This is a genomic window from Limnohabitans sp. 103DPR2, from assembly GCF_001412575.1.
Taxonomy (GTDB): Bacteria; Pseudomonadota; Gammaproteobacteria; order Burkholderiales; family Burkholderiaceae_C; genus Limnohabitans_A.
In genome coordinates, this window is the sequence record NZ_CP011834.1 from 2,085,000 (window position 1) to 2,108,055 (window position 23,056).

The 23,056-nt window shown below is 52.3% G+C and carries 21 protein-coding genes; 5 read left to right on the plus strand and 16 right to left on the minus strand.

What is annotated here, in order from left to right:
• Positions 1 to 36: 36 nt before the first annotated feature.
• Positions 37 to 2,637, minus strand: a complete 2,601-nt coding sequence (gene clpB / locus L103DPR2_RS10045; RefSeq protein WP_055360968.1) for an ATP-dependent chaperone ClpB — start codon at positions 2,635 to 2,637, stop codon at positions 37 to 39.
• 102 nt (positions 2,638 to 2,739) lie between these two features.
• Here clpB and L103DPR2_RS10050 point away from each other — a divergent pair, with 102 nt between their 5' ends.
• A complete protein-coding gene (locus L103DPR2_RS10050; protein ID WP_055361974.1) occupies positions 2,740 to 3,291 on the plus strand; it encodes a hypothetical protein in 552 nt (183 codons plus the stop codon).
• A gap of 17 nt (positions 3,292 to 3,308) precedes the next feature.
• On the opposite strand, the gene L103DPR2_RS10055 is transcribed toward L103DPR2_RS10050, so the two are convergent.
• Genes L103DPR2_RS10055 through L103DPR2_RS10080 form a run of 6 tightly spaced genes read right to left on the minus strand, consistent with a single transcriptional unit; the run spans position 3,309 to position 9,337 of the window.
• Positions 3,309 to 3,797, minus strand: coding sequence for a molybdenum cofactor biosynthesis protein MoaE (locus tag L103DPR2_RS10055; RefSeq protein ID WP_055360969.1), 489 nt, complete (start codon positions 3,795 to 3,797; stop codon positions 3,309 to 3,311).
• 3 nt (positions 3,798 to 3,800) lie between these two features.
• Positions 3,801 to 4,049, minus strand: coding sequence for a molybdopterin converting factor subunit 1 (gene moaD / locus L103DPR2_RS10060; protein WP_055360970.1), 249 nt, complete (start codon positions 4,047 to 4,049; stop codon positions 3,801 to 3,803).
• Positions 4,046 to 5,320, minus strand: a complete 1,275-nt coding sequence (locus L103DPR2_RS10065; RefSeq protein WP_055360971.1) for a molybdopterin molybdotransferase MoeA — start codon at positions 5,318 to 5,320, stop codon at positions 4,046 to 4,048. The genes moaD and L103DPR2_RS10065 overlap by 4 nt, the downstream gene beginning before the upstream one ends.
• Before the next feature lie 5 nt (positions 5,321 to 5,325).
• Entirely contained in the window at positions 5,326 to 6,771 is a 1,446-nt protein-coding gene (gene thrC / locus L103DPR2_RS10070) for a threonine synthase (protein ID WP_055360972.1), read from the minus strand.
• Positions 6,771 to 8,093, minus strand: coding sequence for a homoserine dehydrogenase (locus tag L103DPR2_RS10075; RefSeq protein WP_055360973.1), 1,323 nt, complete (start codon positions 8,091 to 8,093; stop codon positions 6,771 to 6,773). Before L103DPR2_RS10075 ends, thrC begins: the two co-directional genes overlap by 1 nt.
• 11 nt (positions 8,094 to 8,104) lie before the next feature.
• Positions 8,105 to 9,337, minus strand: coding sequence for a pyridoxal phosphate-dependent aminotransferase (locus L103DPR2_RS10080; protein WP_055360974.1), 1,233 nt, complete (start codon positions 9,335 to 9,337; stop codon positions 8,105 to 8,107).
• An 80-nt stretch (positions 9,338 to 9,417) separates the two neighbouring features.
• Between L103DPR2_RS10080 and L103DPR2_RS10085 the strand changes: the two genes are divergently transcribed.
• The 3 genes from L103DPR2_RS10085 (at position 9,418) to L103DPR2_RS10095 (ending at position 12,159) form a co-directional block, all read left to right on the plus strand.
• Positions 9,418 to 9,795 (plus strand): Mth938-like domain-containing protein, encoded by a 378-nt coding sequence (locus tag L103DPR2_RS10085; protein ID WP_082466888.1) that lies wholly within the window; start codon positions 9,418 to 9,420, stop codon positions 9,793 to 9,795.
• A gap of 132 nt (positions 9,796 to 9,927) precedes the next feature.
• Entirely contained in the window at positions 9,928 to 10,404 is a 477-nt protein-coding gene (locus L103DPR2_RS10090) for a peroxiredoxin (RefSeq protein ID WP_055360976.1), read from the plus strand.
• Between the two features lie 123 nt (positions 10,405 to 10,527).
• A complete protein-coding gene (locus L103DPR2_RS10095) occupies positions 10,528 to 12,159 on the plus strand; it encodes a PhoH family protein (protein WP_055360977.1) in 1,632 nt (543 codons plus the stop codon).
• A 28-nt stretch (positions 12,160 to 12,187) separates the two neighbouring features.
• Here L103DPR2_RS10095 and dnaB read toward each other — a convergent pair whose 3' ends face one another.
• The 7 genes from dnaB to ppsA all read right to left on the minus strand — a co-directional run bounded on the left by dnaB (position 12,188) and on the right by ppsA (position 19,849).
• Positions 12,188 to 13,621 (minus strand): replicative DNA helicase, encoded by a 1,434-nt coding sequence (gene dnaB / locus L103DPR2_RS10100; RefSeq protein ID WP_055360978.1) that lies wholly within the window; start codon positions 13,619 to 13,621, stop codon positions 12,188 to 12,190.
• 175 nt (positions 13,622 to 13,796) lie between these two features.
• A complete protein-coding gene (gene rplI / locus L103DPR2_RS10105; RefSeq protein WP_055360979.1) occupies positions 13,797 to 14,249 on the minus strand; it encodes a 50S ribosomal protein L9 in 453 nt (150 codons plus the stop codon).
• A gap of 11 nt (positions 14,250 to 14,260) precedes the next feature.
• Positions 14,261 to 14,542: a 30S ribosomal protein S18 gene (gene rpsR, locus L103DPR2_RS10110; protein WP_055360980.1), complete on the minus strand. Its 282-nt coding sequence runs from the start codon at positions 14,540 to 14,542 to the stop codon at positions 14,261 to 14,263.
• Between the two features lie 15 nt (positions 14,543 to 14,557).
• Positions 14,558 to 14,854 carry a primosomal replication protein N gene (priB, locus tag L103DPR2_RS10115; protein WP_231717622.1) on the minus strand — a complete coding sequence of 99 codons (297 nt, stop codon included), beginning with the start codon at positions 14,852 to 14,854 and terminating at the stop codon, positions 14,558 to 14,560.
• A gap of 18 nt (positions 14,855 to 14,872) precedes the next feature.
• Positions 14,873 to 15,238, minus strand: coding sequence for a 30S ribosomal protein S6 (gene rpsF, locus L103DPR2_RS10120; RefSeq protein ID WP_055360982.1), 366 nt, complete (start codon positions 15,236 to 15,238; stop codon positions 14,873 to 14,875).
• Positions 15,239 to 15,338: 100 nt separating this feature from the next.
• Entirely contained in the window at positions 15,339 to 17,456 is a 2,118-nt protein-coding gene (locus L103DPR2_RS10125; protein WP_231717623.1) for a VC_2705 family sodium/solute symporter, read from the minus strand.
• Complete coding sequence (gene ppsA / locus L103DPR2_RS10130) at positions 17,453 to 19,849, minus strand: phosphoenolpyruvate synthase (protein ID WP_055360983.1); 2,397 nt, start codon at positions 19,847 to 19,849, stop codon at positions 17,453 to 17,455. The genes L103DPR2_RS10125 and ppsA overlap by 4 nt, the downstream gene beginning before the upstream one ends.
• A gap of 154 nt (positions 19,850 to 20,003) precedes the next feature.
• Here ppsA and ppsR point away from each other — a divergent pair, with 154 nt between their 5' ends.
• Complete coding sequence (ppsR, locus tag L103DPR2_RS10135) at positions 20,004 to 20,825, plus strand: posphoenolpyruvate synthetase regulatory kinase/phosphorylase PpsR (RefSeq protein WP_055360984.1); 822 nt, start codon at positions 20,004 to 20,006, stop codon at positions 20,823 to 20,825.
• Here ppsR and glmM read toward each other — a convergent pair.
• Together glmM and folP are read right to left on the minus strand one after the other, a co-directional pair.
• Positions 20,822 to 22,150 carry a phosphoglucosamine mutase gene (glmM, locus tag L103DPR2_RS10140; RefSeq protein WP_055360985.1) on the minus strand — a complete coding sequence of 443 codons (1,329 nt, stop codon included), beginning with the start codon at positions 22,148 to 22,150 and terminating at the stop codon, positions 20,822 to 20,824. The two genes, ppsR and glmM, sit on opposite strands and share 4 nt — an antisense overlap.
• A gap of 48 nt (positions 22,151 to 22,198) precedes the next feature.
• Positions 22,199 to 23,047 carry a dihydropteroate synthase gene (gene folP / locus L103DPR2_RS10145; RefSeq protein ID WP_055360986.1) on the minus strand — a complete coding sequence of 283 codons (849 nt, stop codon included), beginning with the start codon at positions 23,045 to 23,047 and terminating at the stop codon, positions 22,199 to 22,201.
• Positions 23,048 to 23,056 lie beyond the last annotated feature (9 nt).

The window sequence follows — 23,056 nt, forward strand, 5'->3', positions numbered from 1 at the left end:
TTCTTCAGACGAAGCAAGGTCACCTGGTGATTCACTTTAGCTCACCACACGGTCAAATTTAAAAACGCCTGGGTCCTTCACTGGGTCGACATCCACAGGGATCACCGACTTTGGCAAGAACTTGCCCTCAAGGAGCAGTTTGGACAGCGGGTTTTCAATCCTTTGCTGCACGGCTCGCTTCAAGGGACGGGCACCAAACACAGGGTCAAAGCCCACCTTGGCCAGTTCCGCCAAAGCCGCAGGCGAGACCTCAAGGTGCAAGTCCATCTTCGACAAACGAGCTTCCAAAATTTGGAGTTGAATTTTGGCAATCGATTCAATGTGCTTGGCGTCCAAACTGTGAAAGACCACCGTCTCGTCGATGCGGTTCAAAAACTCGGGACGGAAGTGATTCTTCAATTCACCCCAAACAGCCTCTTTGATGTCGTCATTGGACTCTCCCACCATGGACTGAATCAAGTGAGAGCCAATGTTGGACGTCATCACAATGACTGTGTTTTTGAAGTCGACTGTGCGGCCTTGACCATCCGTCAAGCGCCCATCGTCCAACACTTGAAGCAACACGTTAAAGACATCAGGGTGCGCTTTTTCAACCTCATCAAGCAACAAAACCGAGTAAGGCTTTCTGCGCACGGCTTCCGTGAGGTAGCCGCCCTCTTCGTAGCCGACGTAACCAGGTGGCGCGCCAATGAGACGGGCAACCGAATGCTTCTCCATGAACTCACTCATGTCGATGCGAATCAGGTGATCCTCGCTGTCAAACAAGAAGCCCGCCAAGGCTTTACACAACTCTGTTTTGCCAACGCCTGTTGGGCCCAAGAACAAGAAGGAACCTGTGGGTCTTTGCGGATCGGACAAGCCCGAGCGTGAACGGCGAATGGCATGCGAGACAGCAGCGATGGCTTCGTCTTGACCCACCACACGCTCGTGCAACTTGACTTCCATTTGCAACAGTTTTTCACGCTCACCCTGCATCATTTTGGACACGGGTATGCCAGTGGCACGACTGACCACTTCGGCAATTTCTTCAGCACCCACTTGCGTGCGCAACAAGCGTGGCGCAGAACCCGCTTCTGGATTCAATTCCTTAGCCTGTGTCTCAGACAAGAGCTTTTCAAGTTCAGGCAATTTTCCATATTGCAACTCTGCAACCTTGTTGAAGTCGCCTTTGCGGGTGAGTTCTTCAATTTGTTGACGCAATTGGTCAATTTTTTCGCGAACGTTTTGACTGCCCTGTGCTTGCGCTTTTTCGGTCTTCCAAATTTCTTCTAAATCGGCGGCTTCTTTTTTCAGCGTCACAATCTCTTCTTCAATCAGACCCAAGCGTTTTTGAGAGGCCTCATCGGTTTCCTTTTTGACAGCCTCACGTTCAATCTGCAACTGGATCAAACGTCGATCAAGCTTGTCGATCACCTCAGGTTTGGAATCAATTTCAATTTTGATTTTGGAAGCTGCTTCATCAATCAAATCGATGGCCTTGTCGGGCAAAAATCGATCGGTGATGTAGCGGTGACTGAGTTCTGCCGCCGCCACAATGGCAGGGTCGGTAATGTCCACACCATGGTGGATTTCATACTTCTCTTGCAAGCCCCGCAAGATGGCGATGGTGGCCTCCACGCTGGGCTCGCCCACCAAGATCTTTTGAAAACGACGCTCTAGTGCAGCGTCTTTTTCAATGTATTTGCGATATTCGTCCAAGGTGGTGGCACCCACGCAATGCAATTCGCCGCGTGCCAATGCAGGCTTGAGCATGTTGCCTGCGTCCATAGCACCCTCGGCCTTGCCTGCGCCCACCATGGTGTGCAGTTCATCGATGAACACAATGGTTTGGCCTTCGTCCTTGGCAAGCTCGTTAAGGACGGACTTAAGACGCTCTTCAAACTCACCGCGGAACTTGGCACCCGCCAACAAAGAGGCCATGTCCAAAGACAAGACCCGCTTACCCTTCAATGAATCGGGCACCTCGCCGGCCACAATGCGCTGCGCCAAACCTTCCACGATGGCCGTTTTGCCAACACCAGGTTCACCGATCAAGACGGGATTGTTTTTGGTGCGTCGCTGCAAAACCTGAATGGCTCTGCGAATTTCATCGTCGCGGCCAATCACGGGATCGAGCTTGCCCATGCGCGCCCGCTCGGTTAGATCAAGGCAATATTTTTTCAAGGACTCACGTTGTCCTTCAGCTTCTGCACTGTTCACGTTTTGTCCTCCACGCACTGCATCGACTGCAGTTTCTAAACTTTGACGGCTCAAGCCCGCCGCTTTGGCGTTCCGAGCCAACTCAGACTTGCTGTCTGCCAAGGCCAACAAAAAAAGTTCGCTGGCCACAAAAGAGTCACCGCGTTTCAGTGATTCTTTTTCTGCAGCCTGCAACAGTTTGACCAGATCTGGGCCCACTTGAACCTGATCTTGACCCGTGACCTGGGGCAATCGTTCGACAGCCGATGTGGCGGTAGACATCAAGGCTGTCAGGTTGACGCCAGCCCGTTGTAACAAAGCCTTGGGGCCATCCTGTTGTTGCAGCATGGCCAACAAGACGTGTGCAGGATCGATGTATGCATGGTCTTTGCCCAAGGCCAAGCTCTGGGCATCGCCAAGCGCTTCTTGAAATTTGGTGGTCAGTTTGTCAATTCGCATTTGAATCTCCTATTGAGATCCATTTTGGGCCGTTGTGGCTATTTTTCAAGAGGGCGACCAAATTGAGCTACTGCCCTGCCCAGAGCCTCTAGAATGTCAAGTATGAACATTCACCAAATGTCGGTCCAATATGACGAACGTCAAGATCGCTTGGCCTTGCGGGTCAGCAATCAAGACAGTCAGGAGTTCAGGCTGTGGCTCACAAGGGCCATGACACTGCGCTTGCTGCCACATCTGCAGGCCTCCGTGGTTCAACTTGAAGCCCGCGACCCCCAAGTGATGGCGACAGACACAACGGCTCAACAAATGTTGGCTGAGTTAAAGCGCGAGAACTTTCTATCACAAGCCGATTTTTCAACGCCCTTTGTATCGCAAAACCTCAGCTTACCGCTGGGCCCCACCCCCATGCTGGTGACCGATGTTCAACTGAATTTGCACAACAGCGGCAGTTTGAATTTGTTATTTCAAGACAAGAGTGGCGAGAATGCCAGTGGTGCATCTTGTGAATTCAATCTTCAGGCAGCTTTGTTGCATGGCTTGTTGCACCTCATTGAACAAGCTTTGAAAAAAGCGCAATGGCAGCAACCTGATTTTTCGCAGCGTCCCGACAACTTGGACCCTGCCAGTGCTGAGCGGCCAGCTTACCAACACTGACTGCATCTATCCATCCGTTAAGCGTTGCTTGACTTGATACCCCAGCGAGCCAGGGCTTGGTCATCACTGACCCGCGCATCAACCCATTGCGCACCTTCGGGGGTTTCCTCTTTTTTCCAAAAGGGCGCCTGCGTTTTCAAGTAGTCCATTAAAAACTCACAGGCCTTGAAGCTTTCGCCGCGATGTGCCGAGGTGACAGCAACCAACACAATTTGATCGGCAGGTTTCAAGTCGCCCACTCGGTGAATGACCTTGGCTTGGTAAAAATCAAAACGCTGATGCGCCTCTTCAATCATGGCCTCGATGGAAGACTCGGTCATGCCAGGATAGTGCTCTAAGGTCATTGAAACAACCTCATCTACTGCTTGCCCAGTGAGCATGCGCGTATCGCGAACCGTACCTACAAAAGAACAAACTGCACCCACCCTCAGGTCATTGGCGCGAAGCGCAGCCAGCACTTCAGCCACATTGAAGTCTTCAGTTTGAATGACCACACGAGGCTGCATGTTTCAGCCCCCTGTCACCGGCGGGAAAAAAGCCAACTCGGCGTTGTCCGTGATGGGCGCATCCTCCTCCACCATGACTTGGTTCAAAGCCATTCGGACAGCTTTGCCGCGCGCCAAACACAAATACGCACCGCCTTGCGCAAGCAGTTGATCTCTCAACTCGCCCACTGTTTGCGCATCGGTCAGGAAGTCTTCGTGAGACTTTCCAAGCGACTCTCGCAATGAAGCAAAGTAACGCAAACGGAGTTTCATTGCAGCCACTCCGCAAAGGGATAAAACGACACCCAATCACCCACTTGAATGGCTTGCGCGCCTGGGTTGTCCACCACACCATCACCCCAAACGACGGAAGTCAAAACACCAGAGCTTTGATTGGGGAATAACTCTACCCCGCCTTGGGCATTGCGTTTGACACGCAAAAATTCGCGCCGTTTATCAGGTTTAGGAAGATCGAAATGAGCTTGCAGACGATAGGGCGTTGGGCGAACTGCCGCCACACCTTGCAAAGCCAACAAGAAGGGACGAACCAACAATTGGAAAGTCACAAAGCTTGAAACTGGATTACCAGGCAGTCCCATGAAATATGTTTTATTGGAAGCGGAGGCGCCCTGTGGATTGAGAAAACCGAAGGCAAATGGTTTACCGGGCTTCATGGAAATTTGCCACAAATTCAAACCACCCAAGGCTTCGACCGCTGGCTTGACATGATCTTCTTCACCCACAGACACGCCGCCACTGGTCAAAATCAAATCATGGTTGGCAGCTGCAGTCTTCATCGCTTGAAGGGTTGAGCTCAAGTTGTCTGGCACGATTCCCAAATCAGTGACGTCGCAGCCAGCACGAACCAACAAGGCGCGAAGGAAAAATCGGTTGGAGTTGTAGATCGCGCCAGGTCGCATGTTCTGCGGCTCAACGTCGCCAGGCATCACCAACTCATCGCCCGTCGAAAACAAGGCCACGCGTGGACGGCGGACCACTTTCACTTTGGCAACGCCAATGCTGGCGGCCAAACCCAATGCGGCAGGATCTAGCCTCGTGCCTTTAGGCAACACAACTGCACCGCGAGTCACATCTTCGCCACTTCGCCGGATCCATTGACCCTGGCTGGGTATCACTTGGACAGCGACTTCAGGGACCTCAGTGGATGAATCGAGTTGGGTATCCTCTTGCATCACAACTGCATTGGCACCTGGCGGAATGGGTGCACCTGTAAAGATGCGCGCGGCTTCACCGGCTTGAAGCGCCTGACCGTTGTGACCCGCTGGAATGCGTTGGGTCACTTTCAATCTTGCACCCACAACTGGCACATCTTCTAAGCGAATGGCATAACCATCCATCGAAGAATTGTCTTGCGGCGGCACCTGGAGTTGCGACACCAGGTCTTCAGCCAAGACACGACCGTCAGCCTCAAAGCTGGGCACTGACTCGTGTTCAGGGATGACGATGGCCCCTTTCAACACATGGTCCAAGGCATCGTCCAAGGACATCAGGGGTGGGCGTTTGGGGGTGTTGTCGGTGGCCATCGGGATCAGTCGCAGTGCTGCGCAATGTACTTTTTAACGGCGTCGACAGACTTGGGCATCACTTGAACCCGCTTGGGCAAGGCCTCAATGCCCTCAAATTTGGCTGGCCGATCGGGTTCACGTCCCAAGGCTTCCACCAAGGTGGCAGCAAACTTGATGGGCAAAGCCGTTTCCAATACAAGCATGTGAATGCCTGGTTTGGCCAGCGGCACAGCCACTTTCAAGCCATCGGCTGTGTGCGTGTCGATCATGATGTGATTGTCTGCAAAAACCTCTTGGATGGTTTTGAGTCGATCAGCATGTGTGCTCTTACCGCTGATGAAACCGAATTTGGTTTTGGCCGTAGCAAACAAAGGGTCGTGACCTAAATCAAACTGACCTTTTTGATTCAATTGGTCATAGAACAAATCTTTGGTTCGAACAGCATCGCGCTGAAGCAAGTCAAACACAAAGCGTTCAAAGTTGCTGGCCTTGGAAATGTCCATCGAAGGACTGGATGTTTCGTGGGTATCGGCTGTGCCTCGAACGCGATAGACACCCGTTCTGAAGAACTCGTCGAGCACGTCATTTTCATTGGTAGCCACTACCAATTGGTCAATGGGCAAACCCATCATGCGCGCCACATGACCGGCACACACGTTGCCAAAATTGCCACTGGGTACGCTGAAGCTAACCTTTTGTGAGTTGTCTTGCGTGGCCTGAAAGTAACCCGCAAAGTAGTACACCACCTGCGCCAGTAGACGAGCCCAGTTGATGGAATTGACGGTCCCAATTTTGTACTTGCGTTTGAAATCCAAATCGTTGCTGACAGCTTTCACAATGTCTTGGCAATCGTCGAACACTCCTTCGATGGCAATGTTGTGAATGTTCTCATCGAGCAAGCTGAACATTTGCGCTTGTTGAAATGGGCTCATGCGGCCTTGTGGGCTGGTCATGAACACACGCACACCTTTTTTGCCGCGCATGGCGTACTCTGCAGCACTGCCCGTGTCACCGGAAGTTGCACCAAAAATGTTCAACTCGGCATTGCGACGCGCCAACTCGTACTCAAACAAATTGCCCAACAGTTGCATGGCCATGTCTTTGAATGCCAACGTTGGACCATTTGACAAAGCTTCCAAACTCACTTGTGCGCCAGGCGCCGCTTTGGTTTTGAGGGACTTCAAAGGCACAATTTCGGGGGTACCGAAAGCGGCTTCTGTGTAGGTCTTTTGGCAAAGGGCTTGCAGATCATTGGATGGAATGTCATCAATGTACAGAGAAAGCACTTCGAACGCCAACGCTGCATAGCCTTTGGTTTGCCAAACTTGGCGCAGGTGCATCAAGGTGTCTGCTGTAATTTGGGGGTACGTTTCGGGCAAATACAAACCACCGTCGGGCGCCAGGCCTTCCAGCAAAATTTCACAAAAACGTTTGCGATCAGCATGACCGCGGGTAGACAAGTAGCGCATCAGTTCAGCTCTTCTTTACGGATTTTGGTAATGGGCGCCATCACCGTGGGCAATGCTTGCATTTGCGCCAACACTTCATTCATCTTGCCCTCAACCGTATCGTGCGTGAGGATGATCACATCAGTTTGGTTTTCACCCGCTTGGCTGACCTGATCGGCTTCGCGTTGAAGCACCGCATCAATGCTGATGTTGGCCTCTGCCAACAGGCCCGTCAACTTGGCCAAAACGCCCGCCTCATCTGCCACGCGCAAGCGCAAGTAGTAACTGGTCACAACGTCGGACATGGGCAAAATTTTCAAATTGCTCATAGCATTGGGTTGGAAAGCCAAATGGGGCACGCGGTTCAAAGGGTCGGCTGTGTGCAAGCGCGTGATGTCGACCAAATCAGCAATCACAGCACTGGCCGTTGGCTCAGACCCTGCACCCTTGCCGTAGTAAAGCGTGGTGCCGACGGCATCGCCCTGCACCATCACGGCATTCATAGCGCCTTCAACGTTGGCAATCAGGCGTTGTGTGGGCACCAAGCTAGGGTGCACACGCAATTCAACACCTGCATCGGTGCGCTTGGTAATGCCCAACAACTTGATGCGGTAACCCAATTGCTCGGCGTATTTGATATCGGCCGCACCCAATTTGGTAATGCCTTCAACATAGGCTTTGTCGAATTGAACGGGGATGCCAAATGCCAAAGCACTCATGAGTGTGGCTTTGTGTGCTGCGTCAACACCTTCAATGTCAAAGGTCGGATCGGCTTCTGCGTAGCCCAATCGCTGAGCCTCTTTGAGCACCACATCAAAGTCCAAGCCCTTTTCACGCATCTCAGACAAGATGAAGTTGGTGGTGCCGTTGATGATGCCCGCCACCCACTGAATGCTATTGGCCGTCAAACCTTCGCGCAGCGCTTTGATGATGGGAATGCCGCCCGCTACGGCTGCTTCAAAAGCCACCATCACGCCCTTGGCATGCGCAGCAGCAAAGATTTCTGTGCCGTGAACGGCCAGCAATGCTTTGTTGGCCGTGACCACGTGTTTGCCCGCAGCAATGGCTTCAAGCACCAACGTCTTTGCAATGCCATAGCCGCCGATCAGTTCAACCACAATGTCAATGTCGGGGTTGGCAATGATCTGGCGCGCATCGTTCACCACTTTCACATGATCACCACACAGCGATTGGGCCTTGGCCACATCCAGATCAGCCACCATGGTGATCGCAATGCCGCGACCGGCGCGTCGTTTAATTTCTTCTTGATTGCGCTTGAGCACATTGAATGTGCCGCTACCGACTGTGCCCATGCCCATCAGGCCGACTTGTATTGGATTCATAACTCTCTCACTTAAACCGCAGTACCAAAACGCAGACGCGCTTTTTCTAAAAACTTGGCCATTCTTGCAATGGCTTCACGCAAATCATCCAAATGAGGCAAGAACACAATTCGGAAATGATCAGGTTCGGTCCAATTGAAACCAGTACCTTGCACCAACATCACTTTGGTCTCTTGCAACATTTCCAGGAAAAACTGTTGGTCGTCTTGAATCGGATAAATTTTGGGATCGAGTTTGGGGAACATGTAAAGGGCCGCACTGGGCTTCACACATGTCACGCCAGGAATGGCTGTGATCAACTCATAAGCAAGGTCTCGTTGCTTGCGCAGACGTCCACCCTCGTTCACCAATTCATTGATACTTTGATGACCACCCAAGGCTGTTTGAATGGCCCACTGTCCCGGCACATTGGCACACAGGCGCATGTTGGACAACATGTTCAAACCCTCGATGTAATCTTTGGCGGGACGCTTGTCACCCGTCAGAAACATCCAACCCGCGCGGTATCCGCACGATCTGTAACTTTTCGACAATGAGTTGAATGTGATGGTGAGGACATCTTGGCTGAGGCTGGCGATAGGCGTGTGCTTCACGCCATCGTACAAAACCTTGTCATAGACTTCATCTGCAAAAATCACCAACCCGTGATCACGTGCAATTGCCACGATACCCAACAACAACTCGTCGGAGTAAAGCGCTCCCGTTGGGTTGTTGGGATTGATCACCACGATGCCTTTGGTTTTGGCTGTGATTTTGGCGCGAATGTCTGCCAGGTCGGGCATCCAGCCCTTGTTCTCATCGCAAAGGTAGTGAACGGGGGTTCCACCTGAAAGGCTGGCCGCAGCTGTCCACAAGGGATAGTCGGGCGCTGGCAACAACAGCTCGTCGCCGTTGTCGAGCAACGCATTGGTGGCCATCACAATCAATTCACTGGCGCCATTGCCCAGATAAATGTCGTCCAATGTGACGCCTTTGATGCCCTGCTTTTGAGTCTCATGCATCACCGCCTTGCGAGCGGCAAAAATCCCCTTGCTGTCCGAGTAACCCGCCGAATTGGGCAGATTGCGAATCATGTCTTGCTGAATTTCTTCGGGCGCATCGAAGCCGAACACCGCCAAGTTGCCGATGTTCAATTTGATGATTTTGTGGCCCTCTTCTTCCATTTGTCTGGCGCGGTCCATGATGGGGCCGCGGATGTCGTAACAAACGTTGGCAAGCTTGGCTGATTTTTGGATAGTTTTCAAAATCCCTCCGAGGGGTGTTGGCGCTGGGGAAAACCTATAATTTGACCACAGAACTGGCCCTTTTTAAGAAACAATACCGCATGAAACTCCATCCTGATGCCAGCAACGCTTATTCGATTCAAAGCTATGGCGCTGAAGGTGTTGTCGTCAACGGCAAACTGCAAACTGGCCCCATTAAATTGTGCGCCATCCAGGGCCCTCAAACATGGTCCGCAGCATCTTTTGCAGACCTGACACAAGACACCTTTGATGAATTGCTGGCCTTTAGGCCGGAATTGGTGATTTTTGGCAGCGGTCAACGGCTGCGGTTCCCCTCCCCCAAGCTGCTCCAAGGCCTGATTCGTCAGGGCATTGGGGTTGAAACCATGGACAGCGGGGCTGCCTGCCGCACCTTTAACGTGTTGGCCGGTGAGGGACGGCACGTCGTTTTGGCCTATCTGCCTCTGAACGAGGCTTGATTGGGTGGTTTTGCGGACTATTTCAAAACCCCCTCGAGTTTCAGGATAAAATACGCGATTGCCGTCCGGTGATGTTGCTACTCAGCACCTGATCGGTTATGCGGTTCATTTCTGTCACGTGAGATTAGTTCTATGGCGATCGTTGTTAACAAACCCCTTCCCGAATTTGAAGCAAACGCAACGGGCGGCCTGAAGGTTTCAAACACATCTCACAACGGCAAAATCATGATTTTGTACTTCTACCCGAAGGACAACACCCCTGGTTGCACCACCGAAGCGATGCAGTTTCGCGACAAATACAAAGACTTCGCCAAAGCTGGCGCTACCGTCTTTGGCGTATCCCGCGACAACATGAAGTCTCATGACGACTTCAAGGCCAAGTTGGAACTGCCATTCGAGTTGATTGCCGACACAGAAGAAAAAATGTGCCACATGTTTGGCGTTGTCAAAAACAAAATCATGTACGGCAAGAAAGTCAAAGGCATTGAGCGCAGCACCTTCTTGATTGGCCCAGACGGTTTGGTCAAAGAAGAATGGCGTGGCCTGAAAGTCCCAGGCCACGTTGAAGAAGTTCTAAAAGCCGTTAAGGCCCTGAAAAAAGCCGCATAATGGCACCATGCCGCTGAAATTACAGCCCCATCCAGATTCACCCCTAAAGCAAAGCCGCCTTGGCCTCCAGGCGGCTTTTTCTTTGCATTCTAGTTTTTAACTTTTCACCAGAGGCCACACTTCATGCCATTGCCCCCCGCTCCCACACAGCGCGCATCATTGATCTCCTCTAAAGCGCTCGCTAAAACAGAAAGTGCCATCAGTGCACCTGCCAAATCAATGCCGCATGACAACGTGACCAAGAAACCCATTGCGAAAAAAGCAATACCTGAGCTGCAAGAACAAAGCGTTACACCCTCTTACTCGCGTGAGCCTGTTCCCCAGCAAGCGCCAAAGAAAACCAAGGCGTCTAAAAAGAACCAAGGCCCCACGAAATTGTTCGTCTTGGACACCAACGTTCTGATGCACGACCCCATGTGCCTCTTTCAATTTGAAGAGCACGACGTTTATCTGCCAATGATTGTTTTAGAGGAACTGGACAGCCACAAAAAAGGCATGACAGAAGTGGCGCGCAATGCACGTCAAACCAGTCGTTTCTTGGATGCATTGGCTGCAACCCCTGGCTCTGACATCAAACTGGGATTGCCACTCAATGCCACAGGTCACATCGACTCTGGCGGCAAATTGTTTTTCCAAACCCAAATCATGGATGTCAGCTTGCCCATGAGCTTGCCTCAGGGAAAAGCCGACAACCAAATTCTGGGTGTGGTTCAAGCCTTGGGCAAATTGCACGCCCCCAGGGAAGTGGTCTTGGTTTCCAAAGACATCAACATGCGCGTCAAAGCCCGCGCATTGGGCCTGGCAGCCGAGGACTACCAAAATGACAAAGTGCTGGAAGATGGCGATCTGCTGTACTCCGGCGCCATGGCCCTGCCCCCTGACTTTTGGAACCGCCACGGCAAAGCCATCGAGAGCTGGCAACAAGGCAGTCACACCTTCTATCGCTTGAGTGGCCCCTTGGTGCCAAGCCTCTTGATCAACCAATTTGTGTACCTTGAAGCGCCGGGCGAACCCAGCCTCTACGCCCGGGTGACAGAAATTCGAGGCAAGACCGCTGTGCTGAAAACACTCAAAGATTTTGGCCATGCCAAAAATGCAGTGTGGGGTGTGACCACCCGAAACCGCGAGCAAAACTTTGCCATGAACATGTTGACCGACCCAGAAGTTGACTTTGTCACTTTGGCGGGCACCGCTGGCACCGGCAAAACCTTGATGGCACTGGCCGCAGGCTTGACACAAGTCCTGGACGATCGCCGCTACACCGAAATCATCATGACGCGTGCCACCGTCAGCGTGGGCGAAGACATTGGTTTCTTGCCAGGCACCGAAGAAGAAAAAATGGGCCCTTGGATGGGTGCATTGGACGACAACTTGGAGTTCTTGGCCAAAGGCGATGGCGGCAATGCGGGCGAATGGGGCCGCGCAGCCACCAACGAACTCATTCGCAGCCGCATCAAAATCAAGAGCATGAACTTCATGCGCGGCCGCACTTTCATGAACAAATACGTGATCATTGACGAGGCGCAGAACTTAACGCCCAAACAAATGAAAACTTTGATCACCCGTGCAGGCCCCGGCACCAAGATCATTTGCATGGGTAACTTGGCCCAAATTGATACACCTTATCTCACTGAAGGCTCATCAGGCTTGACCTATGCGGTTGATCGCTTCAAGGGATGGGCGCATGGTGGCCACATCACATTGGCACGCGGCGAGCGTTCACGACTTGCCGACTTTGCCAGCGAAGTACTTTGATCTTCATGGGTGAATGAGGGCAGCGATTTTAATAATCGCCACTGTCACCGCCTGAGGCCAAACTCTCAAAGCGAGTGAGCGGTTTCAAGAACGTCAGGCGAACGGCGCCTGTTGGGCCGTTTCGCTGCTTGCCGATGATGATTTCGGCAGTCCCTGGGTCTTTGGAGTCTTTGTTGTAATAGTCGTCGCGGTAAATGAACATGATGATGTCTGCATCTTGCTCAATGGCACCCGACTCGCGCAGGTCACTCATCATGGGCCGCTTGTCGGTTCGCTGCTCGACGCCTCGATTCAACTGCGACAAAGCAATCACTGGGCACTGCAGTTCTTTGGCAAGCATCTTCAAACCGCGTGAGATTTCACCCAACTCTGTTGCACGGTTGTCGCCATCACCACCGGACGAACCACTCATGAGTTGCAAATAATCCACCACAATCAAACCTAGCTTGCCGCACTTTCGTGCCAGGCGCCTGGCATTGGCGCGAAGTTCGCTAGGCGTTAAGCCTGGTGTTTCATCGATGTGCAACGACACCGTACGCAAGCGCTCAATGGCATCTGTCAGCCGAGGCCACTCTTCATCGGTCAATTTGCCTGTACGCAGGTGACCTTGGTCAATCCGGCCAATCGAGCCGACCACACGCACAGCCAATTGAGCCGCGCCCATCTCCATTGAAAAGACAGCAACTGGCAAGCCTTCATTCAAAGCCACATGCTCCGCAATGTTGATCGCGAAAGCCGTCTTACCCATAGAGGGACGCGCCGCCAACACCACCAAATCGCCCGCTTGCAAGCCCGAAGTCATGCGGTCGAGATCGTAGAAACCTGTGGGGACACCGGTAATGTCATTGGGGTTGTCAGCCATCTCTTGGACACGGTCCATCAGGTCCACCACCAAGGTGTCCATGGACTGAAAGCCCTGTTTCATGCGTGAGCCCTCTTCACCGATGTTGAAGATTTTTTGCTCAGCCTCGTCTAAGATTTTTTCAACCGCACGACCCTGTGGGCTGAACGCATTGGTGGCAATTTCATCGCTGGCAGTGACCAATTTACGCAAGATGGAACGCTCGCGAACAATTTCTGCATAGCGCCGAATGTTGCTGGCACTGGGCACGTATTGCGCCAAAGAATTCAAATAACCTAAACCGCCCATGCCTTCGGCTTTGCCTTGATTTTGCAATTGCTCAAAGACGGTAATGACATCTGCTGGTTTGGAGCCATTGATCAAGCTCGAAATGGCACTGAAGATCAGCTTGTGTTCATGTCGATAAAAATCATTTTCCGACAACAAATCTCCCATGCGATCCCATGCGCTGTTGTCGAGCAGCAAGCCGCCTAAAACGCTGGACTCTGCTTCAATGGAATGGGGTGGAACTCGAAGTTGCGCGATCTGTTGATCTTGGGTAGGGGCTGAAAAACCCAACTCGGATTCTGAGTGCGACTGTGGAGGGAAAAGTGCTGACATGGACGTTCTAAATTGAATGCTCGATCTTACGCACGGATCGGCACTTGGTCATGGGACAAGCCTGTGGATAAGTCGTTGGTAAGTGCAGAAAGTCTTGTGAATAAATAAGAAATTCTGGCAGAAAAGAAAAAAGCCGCCAGTCATGCGACAGGCGGCTTTTTGAAGCGCTTGGTAATTAAGCTGTTTCGCCGTAAACAGAAACAGTCACTTCCACCACCACGTCAGTGTGCAATGCCACAGCCACGGAAGATTCGCTCACCGTTTTGATCGGGCCGTTAGGCATACGGATCTGAGCTTTGGACAAGCCATAGCCAGATTTGTTCAACTCTTCAGCGATGTCGTGGTTGGTGACAGAGCCAAACAAACGACCGTCAACGCCAGCTTTCTGAGTGATCTTAACCACTGCGCCAGCCAATTTTTCGCCTTGAGCTTGTGCTTCGGCCAATTTGGCAGCTGCTGCTTTTTCCAGTTCGGCACGGCGTGCTTCGAACTCGGCCTTGTTGGCTTCAGTGGCGCGACGTGCACGACCGCTGGGGATCAAGAAATTGCGAGCGTAACCGTCTTTAACTTTAACGATTTCACCCAAATTGCCAAGGTTCACAACCTTATCGAGCAGAATAATTTGCATGGTTGTTCTCCTTAAACTTTGTGCTGGTCGCTGTAAGGCAACATGGCCAAGAAGCGAGCGCGCTTGATGGCTGTGTTCAATTGGCGCTGATAAATAGCGCGTGTGCCTGTCAAACGTGCGGGGATGATTTTGCCGTTTTCGGCGATGAAGTCGCGCAATGTGTCGACGTCTTTGTAATCAATCTCTTCCACGCCTGTGACTGTGAAGCGGCAGAAACGCTTGCGCTTGAACAGCAATGACTGGGTGTTGCGCTTAGGGCGCTTGTCTTTGTTGAATTTTTTGAAAGTGGCCATGGGGCCTCCTGAAAATTAAAGTGTCTTGAATTCTTGAATATGCAGAATCACATTTTTTCCGTTTTTGGGGGTGGCCAAAAAACCGCTGAATCTCCAAACGCTGCCAATAGGCTGGGTTTGAATTCGCTCTGCAACAGATCCGATGGCGACAGCCTTGACTGTGGCTTTGACCTGTCTGAGAGTTCCCGCTTCTTGAATGCTTGAGCTGTGCTCTAGGACCAAGTCAATGACTGGCAAGCCAGCCGGTGTGTATCGAATTGCTTTTTGCTCTGCGATACCAGCGGTCAATTCAACGTGATTTTGTTCTGTCACTCCCGACGACAAATGTGATTAGCCTGCAAATTCGGCTTGTTGGGCTTTACGAGCTTCTTCGCGCTCGACTTGTTTCATCATGGAAGATGGGCCTGTTTCGGCTTTCTTCTTCAGAACAGTCATGTGACGCAAAACGGCATCGTTGAACTTGAAGGCGTGTTCGAGTTCGGCCATCACAGCCTGATCAGCTTCAATGTTCACGCACAAGTAGTGGGCTTTGCCCAACTTGTTGATTTGGTAGGCCAACTGGCGGCGACCCCAGTCTTCGACACGGTGAATCTTGCCACCGCCGGCAACGATCATGCCTTTGTAACGCTCCAGCATGGCTGGAACTTGTTCGCTCTGATCCGGATGAATCAGCAAAATGATTTCGTAATGACGCATTGAGACTCCTTTTGGGTTTTACCTTGAAGGTATTTGAAAAAAGCTACCCCCAGCGTCGGACGGGGTGCAGCAAGGTCAGTCCGCAATTATAGCCCAGGTTTTAGAGCCCTGGAAAGGGGTTATCTGAACGCTCAGGAGACGTATCGCCAGAGGACTCGACATGTGGCCACACCCAACTTGCCAGCCAAATCACCAAGAAACCCACAGGCACCCCCAAAATTCCCGCTGAAATGGGTTGAATACCGCCAACCATGCCCCCAAAAGGTGTCAAACCCCATAACACCCTTACCGAGGGGGCATTGAAGATCATGTAAGTCATGGTCACCCCCAAGCCCGTCAACATGCCCAAAACAACTGCTTGACGGCTGGTTCGCTTCCAAAAAATGCCCATCACCATGCCGGGAAAGAAAGCAGAGGCAGCCAGCGAGAAGGAGGCTGAAACCAGCGCAAGGATTTCAGCGGGCTTCCACGCCGCCACCAATGCGGCTGACATGGCCACCGCCAACAGCGCAAATTTGGACAAGATCACCCTGCCCTCTGCAGTTTCCACGCCGTTTTTGGTGCCAAGGCGCATGTCATGCACAAAAGCATTGCTGATGGTCAGCAACAAACCGTCTGCGGTGGACAGGGCTGCGGCAAATCCGCCTGCTGCCACAAGACCAGAAATGACATAGGGCAAGCCGGCCATTTCAGGACTTGCCAGCATCACCACGTCAGCACCCAACTTCAATTCACCAAATTGCAAGATGCCATCGAGGTTGACATCGGCCACCTCGACCAAAGCGCTGTCCACGCGAGACCATTGCGCAAGCCAATTCGGCAGTTCTGAAAAACGACTGCCCACCAAATTGTTCATCACTTCAAATTTGACGAGCACAGCCAAGGCGGGGGCACTCAGGTACAAAATGGCAATGAAGAAAAGCGACCAAGCCACCGACAGCCTGGCTTCAGCCTCGTTGGGCACTGTATAGAAACGTGTCAACAGGTGGGGCAAGCCAGCCGTTCCAGCCATCAAGCAAAAGATAAGCGCCACAAAATTGAGACGCGATTGGTTGAACACATTTTGTTCTTGCGCCGTGCCATGGGGATCACCCTGAAATGCCGAACCATGCAAAGGCATGCCGCCTAGCGGTTTGGCTCTTTCGGCATTTTCATTCATGGCGCGTTGCCATGTTTCTTTGGCTGTCACTGCATTCTGCGGCAGCGCTTGGAGCTCGCGACGAGCCTGTGCAATCAGTGAGAACTCTGCATTTTGCAATTTCAAATCACTCACCCTTTGGGTCAAGACTTGTCGTTCTTGCAGCAAAGATTGCTCAACATTGACCAGACGTGCTTTGTAGGCTTCAGCCCGAAGCTGGAACTCTTGGCGAACGGCAACCTCAGCGGGATCAGAAATCAGGCGTTGTTCAAGCTCCGTAATTTTTGACAACTGTGCACTGTATGCAAGGGGTGCCAGGGGTGTGCCCAACTGTTGATAAGCCAGCCATGAAACTGGAATTAGAAATGCCATCAGCAAAATCATGTACTGCGCAACTTGGGTCCAAGTGATGGCCCGCATGCCGCCTAAGAACGAACACAACAAGACGCCGCCTAGACCTAACAAAATGCCTATTTCAAACTGCACGCCAGTCAATCGCGAAGCGATCAAGCCAATGCCATAAATTTGCGCCACAACGTAGGTAAAGGAACACAAAATTGCAGCCCATGCCGCCAACAACCGTGGCCACCTTCCACCATAGCGTTGGCTGAAAAAATCAGGCAAGGTGTACAAATTCATGGCGCGCAAATGCGGCGCGATCAACAGAGCCACCAAACAAAAACCGCCGGTCCATCCCATCACGTAAGCCAAGCCACCTGCTTGACCACCGCTACCCGAAAAGCCCTGCAAATACAACGCACCCGCCAAGCTAATGAAGGAAGCCGCGCTCATCCAATCAGCTGCAGTGGCCATGCCGTTGTAGAAAGCGGGAATGCGGCGGCCCGCAACGTAATATTCTTCAGCGTTGGTGGTGCGGCCCGCCACACCAATCAACGCATACAGCATCACGGTTGAGAACAAAAAAATGGGGCCAATCAAATTCCTTGAAAGACCCTCATGCTCCGCATAACCCATCACGCCAATCAGACTCAGCAGCAAAGCAAGGAACAACAGAACATTGCGATGCAAACGCCATTTGTAAATGGCGTACTTCTTCTGAAAGGACGTGATTGAATTCAATCGGCTTTTCCGAGTTGCGTCCAGGTTTCAACCACCGTATCAGGATTCAAAGAAATTGAACTGATGCCTTGCGCCATCAACCATTTAGCGAAGTCGGGATGGTCACTAGGTCCTTGACCGCAAATGCCCACGTACTTGCCTTGACTCAAGCAAGCCTTGATGGCTTGCGCAATGAGCGTTTGCACGGCCAAGTCACGTTCATCAAAGTCAAGCGCTAACAACTCCAAGCCCGAATCACGGTCCAGGCCCAAAGTGAGTTGGGTAAGGTCGTTGGAGCCAATGGAGAAGCCATCGAAGTACTCGAGGAACTTGTCGGCCAAGATGGCGTTGCTGGGTACTTCACACATCATGATGACTTTGAGATCGTCTTGGCCCCGCTTGAGCCCATGCTTGGCCAACAATTGTGTGACGCGATCGGCTTGACCCAAAGTGCGCACGAAGGGCACCATCACTTGCACATTGGTCAAACCCATCTCGCCTCGAACGCGTTTGATGGCTTCGCACTCCATCGCAAAGGCTTCTCCAAAATCTTCACTGATGTAACGCGCTGCGCCTCGGAAACCCAGCATGGGATTTTCTTCTTCTGGCTCGTATCGGCTGCCACCAATGAGTTTTCTGTATTCGTTACTCTTGAAATCGGACAGGCGAACAATCACAGGCTTGGGCCAGAACGCAGCAGCAATGCTGGCCACGCCTTCTGTCACTTTGTCGATGTAAAAAGCTTTGGGTGATGCATGGCCACGTGCCACAGATTCAACAGCCTTCTTCAAGTCGGCATCAATGTTGGGGTAATCCAAAATGGCTTTGGGATGCACACCAATGTTGTTGTTGATGATGAACTCCAAACGCGCCAAGCCCACACCCTGATTGGGCAATTGCGCAAAGTCAAATGCCAATTGCGGGTTGCCCACGTTCATCATGATTTTGGTGGCAATCTCAGGCATGGTACCGCGTGACACCTCGGTCACTTCCATCTCCAACAGTCCGTCGTAAATGTGTCCTGTGTCACCCTCAGCGCAACTGACCGTGACCAAGGTACCATCTTTCAATTGCTCGGTAGCGTGACCGCAACCGACCACAGCAGGAATGCCCAACTCGCGCGCAATGATGGCAGCGTGGCAAGTACGGCCGCCGCGATTGGTCACAATGGCACTGGCGCGTTTCATGACCGGCTCCCAATTGGGATCCGTCATGTCGGTGACCAGCACATCGCCAGGTTGAACTTGGTCCATTTCGGCAATGCTGTGAACCAACCGAACAGGGCCCGTGCCAATTTTCTGACCAATGGCACGGCCTTCTGCCAATACGGCGCCCTTGCCTTTGAGTTTGTAGCGCAACTCTGCGGTACCTTTGGACTGGCTTTTGACAGTCTCTGGACGCGCTTGCAAGATGTACAAGAGGCCATCCGTGCCATCTTTGCCCCACTCAATGTCCATTGGGCGGCCATAGTGTTTCTCAATGACCATGGCGTATTGCGCCAACTGGGTGATGTCTGCATCGCTAAGGGAATAACGGTTGCGCAGCTCCATGCCAACGTCAACCGTTTTGACCAAATTGCCTGAGCTGGCCTTTTCTTCAGGCGTTGAGAAAACCATCTGGATCAATTTAGAACCAAGGTTGCGACGAATGACAGCATTTTTTCCAGCGGCCAACATGGGCTTGTGAACATAAAACTCGTCGGGGTTCACCGCACCCTGCACCACCGTCTCACCCAAGCCGTAACTGGACGTGATGAAAACAACATCTTCAAAACCAGTTTCTGTGTCGATGGTGAACATCACGCCGGCAGCGCCCAAGTCGGAGCGAACCATGCGCTGCACACCTGCTGACAATGCCACCTCGGCGTGCGCAAATCCTTTGTGCACGCGATAACTGATCGCGCGGTCGTTGTAGAGGGACGCAAACACCTCTTTCATTTTGTGCAACACGTCTTCAATACCAACCACATTGAGGAAGGTTTCTTGCTGACCTGCAAAAGAAGCATCAGGCAAATCTTCTGCTGTCGCTGAAGAACGAACCGCAAAAGAAGCTTGCGCATTGCCCGCGCTCAGCTCTGCAAATTGGTCGCGAATGGCTTTTTCCAAATCGGCCGGAAAAGGCTGGGCTTCGACCATGGCACGAATTTCTGCGCCAACCGTTGCCAATGCGCGGACGTCCTCAACGTCCAAGGCGTCCAGTTTTTGGTTGATGCGGTCAACCAAACCGTCGTGCTTCAAAAAAGCACGAAAAGCAAAAGCGGTGGTGGCAAAACCTGTAGGCACGCGAACACCGCCTGGCAACTGAGAAATCATCTCACCCAAGCTGGCGTTTTTACCGCCCACAGACTCGACGTCCGTCATTCGAAGTTGCTCAAAGGGAACGACCAAGGCGTCCTTTGCAAAAAGGTTAGACATAAAAGCTCCAAAGTTAAAAAATCGGCAGTGCAGCCTGAACCAACTCTCAGAATCTTGGTTGTTGTTAGATTTGATTCTTGAGCGCCAGCAGGCGGTAGATAATGGATGTGATTTTAGGACGCAACGCCCCTCCTCCAACCTTAGAATTTCAACAATGCCCCATAGAACCGTATTTTTCATCTCCGACGGCACTGGAATCACGGCCGAAACCTTTGGCAACGCCATCTTGGCCCAGTTTGAGATGAAAACAAGGCATGTCAGACTGCCTTTCGTGGACTCCGCAGACAAGGCACACCAGGCCGTCAGGCAAATCAATCACACGGCTGAAATTGAGAACATCAAGCCCATTGTGTTCACCACTTTGGTCAATATGGAGGTCTTGGATGTCATTCGGGCCGGTTGCAAAGGCATGCTTTTGGACATGTTTGGCACCTTTGTGAACCCACTTGAGCAAGAACTGGGCTTGAAGTCGCACCACCGGGTGGGGCGCTTTTCAGATGTCAGTAAAAGCAAGGAATACCACGACCGCATCGAGGCCATCAACTTCTCTTTGTCTCACGACGATGGCCAAACCAGCCGGGACCTGGAGTCTGCTGAAGTGATCTTGGTGGGCGTCAGCCGCAGTGGCAAAACACCAACCAGCCTTTACCTGGCCATGCAGCACGGCCTGAAGGCAGCCAATTACCCCCTCATTCCGGAAGACTTTGAACGCAAGCAATTGCCCCCTGCATTGGTGCCCCACCGGAAAAAGATTTTTGGACTCACCATTCACCCTGAGCGTTTGTCAGAGATTCGGAGTGAAAGACGCCCTAACTCCAAATACGCCAGCTTGCAAAACTGCATTCAAGAAGTGGCCGATGCGGAATCCATGATGCGCAGGTCTGGCATCCGGTGGCTTTCAACCACGCACAAATCGATTGAAGAAATCGCCACCACCATCCTGCAAGAAATCAAACCCGAGCGCTTGATTTATTAACGCAGGGTTGCCGCTATTTTTTCTGCACAGCGCTGCGCCAAGTCGAGATCTTTGGCCTCCACCATCACACGGACCAAAGGCTCTGTACCACTGGCACGAATGAGCACACGCCCCGTATCGGCCAACTCAGCCTCCACAGTTTGAATGGCTGCAGCCAATTGAGGACTGTCTTTCCAGTTCTGGTCTTTGGCAATGCGCACATTGATCAGCACCTGAGGGAACAAAGTGACTTCGGCCAACAATTGCGACATGGTCTGCCCCGTAGCGACGCAGGCTTGCAAAACTTGCAGCGCACTGATCAGGCCATCGCCCGTGGTGTGCTTGTCCAATGCCAATAAGTGACCTGAACCCTCACCGCCCAGTAACCAAGACTTTTCAAGCAGCGCTTCTAAGACGTATCGGTCGCCGACTTTGCTTCGAATGAATTCGATGCCCTTGCGTTTCAATGCCACTTCAACGGCCATGTTGGTCATGAGGGTGCCCACCACGCCAGGCACAACTTCATCGCGTGCAATGCGATCGCTGACCATCAAATAAAGCAACTCATCGCCGTTGTACAAGCGGCCTGTGTTGTCAACCACTTGAAGGCGGTCGGCATCGCCATCCAAAGCGATGCCGTAATCTGCGCCGTGCTGCTTCACGGCTGCCACCAAGGCTTCGGGGTGCGTTGCGCCCACGCCTTTGTTGATGTTCAGGCCATCAGGAGAGCAGCCAATCGCAACGACATCTGCACCCAATTCATGAAACACCTTGGGTGCAATTTGATAGGCGGCCCCGTTGGCTGCATCCACCACAATTTTCATGCCCTTGAGGGTAAAGTCATTGCTGAAAGTGCTCTTACAAAATTCAATGTAACGACCCGCCGCGTCGTCTAGGCGCTTGGCCTTGCCCAATTCTGCGGAGGCGACCCAAACTGGTGGCTCTTCTACCAAGGCTTCCACCTTGGTTTCCCACTCGTCACTGAGTTTGGCACCTTTGGCGCTGAAAAATTTGATGCCGTTGTCTTCGTAGGGGTTGTGACTTGCACTGATCACGACACCCAATGATGCACGTTGGGCTCGTGTGAGGTATGCCACCGCAGGCGTCGGCACCGGCCCCAACAACACAACATCAACGCCAGCAGAATTGAACCCCGACTCGAGTGCACTCTCTAGCATGTAGCCCGAGATGCGTGTGTCCTTGCCAATGAGCACCACAGGATGTTTTTCGGTCTGACGCAAGACACGTCCTACGGCGTGTGCCAAGCGCATCACAAAGTCTGGCGTGATGGGCGCTTGACCCACCGTGCCTCGGATACCGTCTGTTCCAAAATACCGTCGTGTCATGTTTGTCTACTTTAAAGGCCTGCTTGTCAGCGCAGTGTGGCCTTTATTTTAGGCCTTTGCAGCTTGCCAAAATCGCAAGGCTTGCACGGTTTCTAGAACATCGTGCACACGCACAAGCGAAGCGCCATTTTGAACAGCCATCAGTGCAGCGCCTACGCTGGCACCCACCCTGTTGTGAGGCTCTGGCATCACACCATTGACTGCCGTTAACTTGCCCAGTGTGCCTTTGCGCGACCAGCCCGCCAACACCGGACGGCCCAAGCTCAGGAGTTCAGCTTGCCGGGTCAATAAGCTGAGGTTTTGGTCTAAAGTTTTGCCAAACCCAACGCCGGGGTCCAAGACAATGCGGCTTGGATCGACACCCTGCGCTAACAAGACCTGCAGCCTTTGAGATAGAAAATCTTTGACCTCCTGAAGTGCATCACCTTGCATGGGTTGCTCGAACATGGTTTGAGGATCGCGGTGCATGTGCATCAGGCAAACACCGCAACCTGCATGCTGGGCGACCACATCTAAAGCACCCGCTTGGCGCAGGGCCCAGATGTCGTTGATGATGTCAACGCCTATGTCCAACACCACCTTCATCACGTCGGGCTTGGCGGTGTCCACTGACAAAGGCACTTGCCATTTCACGGCTTCTTTGATGAAGGGCACGATACGGGCCAGCTCTTCTTCCACGCTAACGGCCTGCGCGCCAGGCCTTGAAGATTCACCACCAATGTCCAAGATGTCTGCACCTTGCGCCAACATCGTTTGCGCGTGGTCCAACGCATGTTTCACATTCGTGTGCTGCCCCCCATCCGAAAAGGAATCGGGCGTGAGATTCACAATGGCCATGACTTTGGGCTGGGTCAGGTCAATGCTGAATCGAGCGGTTTGCCAAACTGGGGTCGTCATGCGCTAAGG